Origin of the sequence: Tibeticola sp., from assembly GCF_022759015.1 — a bacterium.
Classification (GTDB): domain Bacteria; phylum Pseudomonadota; class Gammaproteobacteria; order Burkholderiales; family Burkholderiaceae_C; genus Tibeticola; species Tibeticola sediminis.
Genome location: NZ_JAEMQB010000096.1, coordinates 1 through 4,443, shown reverse-complemented (window position 1 = coordinate 4,443; position 4,443 = coordinate 1). Strand labels below are relative to the sequence as shown.

4 protein-coding genes are annotated in these 4,443 nt (G+C 68.6%); 1 reads left to right on the top strand and 3 read right to left on the bottom strand.

All coding sequences use genetic code 11. The features are described 5' to 3' along the window. Positions 1–19 precede the first annotated feature (19 nt). Positions 20–793 (top strand): 7-cyano-7-deazaguanine synthase QueC, encoded by a 774-nt coding sequence (gene queC, locus JHC36_RS05925; RefSeq protein WP_287917029.1) that lies wholly within the window; start codon positions 20–22, stop codon positions 791–793. On the opposite strand, the gene JHC36_RS05920 is transcribed toward queC, so the two are convergent. From JHC36_RS05920 to JHC36_RS05910, 3 genes are all read right to left on the bottom strand, one after another. Next, a complete protein-coding gene (locus JHC36_RS05920) occupies positions 779–2,635 on the bottom strand; it encodes an ABC transporter ATP-binding protein/permease (RefSeq protein ID WP_287917026.1) in 1,857 nt (618 codons plus the stop codon). The genes queC and JHC36_RS05920 overlap by 15 nt on opposite strands. 13 nt (positions 2,636–2,648) lie before the next feature. Then, the gene (locus JHC36_RS05915) at positions 2,649–3,548 is read right to left on the bottom strand and encodes a 5'-nucleotidase (protein ID WP_124220600.1); all 900 of its coding nucleotides are present in this window, start codon (positions 3,546–3,548) and stop codon (positions 2,649–2,651) included. 10 nt (positions 3,549–3,558) lie between these two features. Continuing rightward, positions 3,559–4,443, bottom strand: an 885-nt coding sequence (locus JHC36_RS05910; protein ID WP_287917023.1) for a type II secretion system F family protein, incomplete at its 5' end; no start/stop codon positions are given.

Genomic DNA, 4,443 nt, shown 5'->3' with positions numbered 1-4,443 from the left:
TCCGGTAAACACTTCAAAAATGACGAGCAAACACGGCTTTCAATCGGCGTTGGTTTTGTTTTCCGGCGGGCAGGACTCGACCACCTGTCTGGCGCAGGCGCTCGAGCAGTTCGAGCGGGGCGAGACGGTGGGTTTCGACTACGGCCAGCGCCACCGGGTGGAACTCGAGGCGCGGCAAACCGTGTTGGCGGCGCTGCGCGAGCGCTTTCCCGCTTGGGCGGCGAAGCTGGGCGAGGACCATCGGATCGACCTCGCCGTGCTGGGCGAGATCAGCGACTGCGCCCTCACGCGGGACACGGCCTTCGCCTTCGAAGCGTCCGGCCTGCCCAACAGCTTCGTGCCCGGGCGCAATCTGATTTTTCTGACGCTGGCCGCCGCTTTGGCTTACCGGCGCGGTGCGCAGGCGCTGGTGACGGGGGTGTGCGAGACCGACTTCTCGGGCTATCCCGATTGCCGCGACGACACCATGAAGGCCATGCAGGTGGCGCTGTCGCTGGGGCTGGATCGGCGGCTGCGCATCGACACCCCGCTGATGTGGCTCGACAAGGCCGAGACCTGGGCACTGGCGCATCGGCTGGGCGCTGCGCACGAGGCGCGGCTGGGCCGTGACGCGGCGGCCGGCGGCGCGGCCTTGGTGGAACTCATCGTCGAGCACACGCACACCTGCTACCGCGGCGAGCGCAGTGCTCGCCACGACTGGGGCTACGGTTGCGGCGAATGTCCCGCCTGCGTGCTGCGCGCACGGGGCTGGCAGGCGTGGCGGGCCGGATGTGGACGTTCAGCCGACGTCTGACCCTTCGAGCGGCGCGATTTCGATGCGGTAGCGGGCCTGCGCCGCGGCGTCGATGTTCGTCTGCGGCACGAAGCGCCATTGCACGCGGTGGAAGGCCGCCACCGACGGCCGGTGCGCGATGGATACCAGCGCGCCGCCGCGCTCGGCCGTGCGTTCGGCCAGACGGGCGTAGAGCGCGGTTTCGGCCTCGGCGTCGAGCGCGGCCGTGGCTTCGTCGGCAAACACCCAGCGCGGACGCTTGAGCAGCACGCGCGCGATGGCCAGCCGCTGCTGCTCACCGCCGCTGAGCTTTTGGCTCCAGGCATCGGCGTCGTCGAGCCGGTGGACCAACTCGGGCAGCCGCGCATCGACGAGCGCCTGTCGCAGTTCCTCGTCGCGATAGCGCTCGGGCAGTTCGGGGTAGGCCAGCGCCGCGCGCAGGCTGCCGTTCGGGAAATACGGGCGCTGCGGGATGAACATGCTGTCTTCGGGCAGGCAGATCGTGCCGCGCGCATACGGCCAAATGCCGGCGAAGGCGCGAAACAACGTGGACTTGCCCGCCCCCGAGGGGCCGCTGACCAGCACCGGTTGCTGGGGGCCCACCGACAGCGCGGGAGCAGCGAGCAGCGGCGTGCCGTCGGGCAGATCGACGCCGAGGTCGGTGGCGGTCGGCGCTTCGGTTTTAGGAGCATCAACGTGCCGTTTGACGCCGGCGTCTTCGGGTTTTGGTTCAGAAATCTTGGCCTCGAAGCCACTCAGGCGCTCGGTGGTGGCGCGCCAGCTGGCGAGCGCGTCGTAGTTGTTGACGAACCAGGAGAGTGCGTCCTGCACCTGCCCAAAGGCGCTCGAGATTTGCATCAGCTCGCCGAGCTGAATCGCCCCGCTGAAAAACCGCGGCGCAGCGACGAGGAAGGGGAACACCACCGCCGCCTGGCCAAAGCCCACGGTAAAGCCGGTGAGCCGCTTTTGCGCCCGCAGCAGCTCCAGCATGTTGGAGAGCACCGGCGCAAAGCGCGCGGCGATCTGGCGGCGTTCCGCGGCCTCGCCCCGGTCGAGCGCGATCGCCTCGCTGTATTCGCGTACCCGCACGAGGTGGTGGCGGAAGTCGGCTTCGTAGCGCTGCTGGCGGAAGTTGAGTCCGATCAGCGGTCGACCGATGCGGTGCGCGAGCCAACTGCCCGCCAGTGCGTAGAGCAGCGCCATCCACACCATGAAGCCCGGGATGGTCCAACTCGTGCCGCCCAGCGTGAACGCGAACGGCCCGGAGAGGCTCCAGAGGATGCCGACGAAGCTCAGCAGCGTCACGCTCGCGTTGAGCAGCCCCATCGAGAGCCCCACCGTCTGCGTGGTGAACAGGTTGATGTCCTCCTGGATGCGCTGATCCGGGTTGTCCGGCTGCGCGGCGGGGTCGTCGGGCCGGTCGGTGTCGGCGCGGGTGAAGCGCGCGAGCTCGATGCGATAAAACGCATGGTCGCTGAGCCAGCGCGCGGTGTACTGCGCCGTCATCCAGGCGCGCCAGCGCAGCTCCAGCAGTTGGGTCAGGTAAAAGCGGTAGATCGCCACCGTGATGTAGACGAAGGCGAGCACCGCAAAGCGCGCGAGCTGCGTCCAGAACGCCGCCGCGTCTTTGTTCTGCAGCGCGTCGAAGAACAGGCGGTTCCACTCGTTGATCTGCACCAGCAAATAGACCGCGCCGAGGTTGAGCCCCACGATCGCCGCGAGCATCGCGCGTGCTTTCCAGCGCTCTTCCGAGCGGAAATACGGCAGCGAGAGCGTGCGCACCTGGGCGAGGAAATGCCGCAGCGCCGACCAGCGGGCGAGCGGCGCGGCGCGGGACGCGGGCGTGGCGGGGGCCTGGGACATGGGGTTTGCGTCCTCAGCCATCGTTCGACACGCCGCTGGCCACATGCCCGGCGGGGACATGACGGGCGGCTTGTTCGATGTGGCCGGTCTGGTCGTCGAAGAAGAAGTCGGGCTCGAAGGCGGCGAGGAACTCGCCCTTGGGCAGGCCGCCGAGGAACATCGCTTCGTCGACCTCGATGTTCCAGTCCATCAAGGTGCGGATGGCGCGCTCATGCGCCGGGGCGCTGCGCGCGGTCACCAGCGCGGTGCGGATGCGCATGGCGTCGGTGCCTTCCTGCTGCAGTCGGTGCAGCGCCGCGAGCAGCGGCTTGAACGGGCCGCCCGGCAGCGGCTGCACCGCGCGGTCCCGCTCGTGCTGCTGAAACGCGGGCAGGCCGTTTTGCTGATAGATGCGCTCGGCTTCATCGGAAAACAGCACGGCGTCGCCGTCGAACGCGATGCGCACCTCGTGCGGGTAGCGGTCGGAGGCGCGCGCGGCATGCGTCGCCACCGTCGCGGCGGGAAAGCCCAAGGCCAGCGCGGCGCGCACGTCGGCCGGGTTGGCCGACAAAAACAAATTGGCGCGCAAAGGGCTCAGGTAGGGCCAGGGGTCGCGCCCGCGGGTGAACACGCCGCGCGTGACGGTCAGACCGTGCGTCGCGACCGAGCGGAACACGCGCAGGCCCGACACCGGGTCGTTGCGCGAGAGCATGACCACTTCCACGCGCGCATGCTCGGGGTCGTTGAAAGCCAGCAGCTTTTTGACCAGCGAGTAGGCCACGCCCGGGCGCGCCGGTTGCTCGAGCCGTTCGAGCTGCAAGCGCATGTAGGCGCGGTCGTCGCTTTGCTCGAAGACCCGGTTTTCCTCTTCGAGGTCGAACAGGGCGCGCGAGGAAATCGCAACGACGAGTTGGTTGTCGAGATTGGCAGCCATGGTGGGGAACTCAGCGCACGAGTTGGTTGAGCTGGATGATGGGCAGCAGCACGGCGAGCACGATCAGCATCACCACCGCGCCCATGGTCACGATCAGCAGCGGCTCGAGCACGGTCGCGAGCGCCACCGCGCGGCGCTGCACCTCGGCCGAGAGCTGCGCCGCGGCACGCCCAAGCATTTGGGGCAGCTGCCCGGTCTGCTCGCCCAGCCGCGCGAACATCGCGAGCAAGCTCGGAAAGCGCTGCTTTTGCCCGAGCGCCGAGGCCAGCGGCGCGCCCTCGCGCACCCTCACGAGCGCGTCGAGTGCGTCCTGCCGCATCGCCCGGTTGGAGAGCGTCTCCGCCGCCGCCTGCAGCGCACGCAGAATCGGCACCCCGGCCGCCGACAGCAGCGCCAGAGTCGAGGCGAAGCGTGCCGCGTTGTACCCGCGCGAGAGCCGCCCGACCACCGGCGCGCGCAGCCATGCAGCGTCGAATTTTTCACGAAACACGGGGTTCCCCAGCGCCAAACGGCCACCAACTGCTATCAAAACAAGAACACCGAGCGCGATCCAGCCGTACTGGCGCACCGCGCTGCTGAGCGCGAGCATCGCCACGGTGAGAAACGGCAAGGCCTTTTTGGTTCCCGCAAACACGCCTGCGACCTGGGGCACCACGTAGGTCACGAGAAAAACCACGATGAAGAGCGCGATCACCGTCACGATCGCGGGGTAGAGCGCGGCGCCGAGCAGCTTGGCACGCAAGGCCTGGCGCTGTTCCAGATCGTCGGCGAGCCGCTCGAGCACGCCGCCGAGCTGACCGCTTTGTTCGCCGGCGGCGACCACCGCGCGGTAGACCTCGGGAAAGGCCCGCGGATGACGCGCCAGCGCCGCAGCAAAGCTTGCGCCCGCATGGAC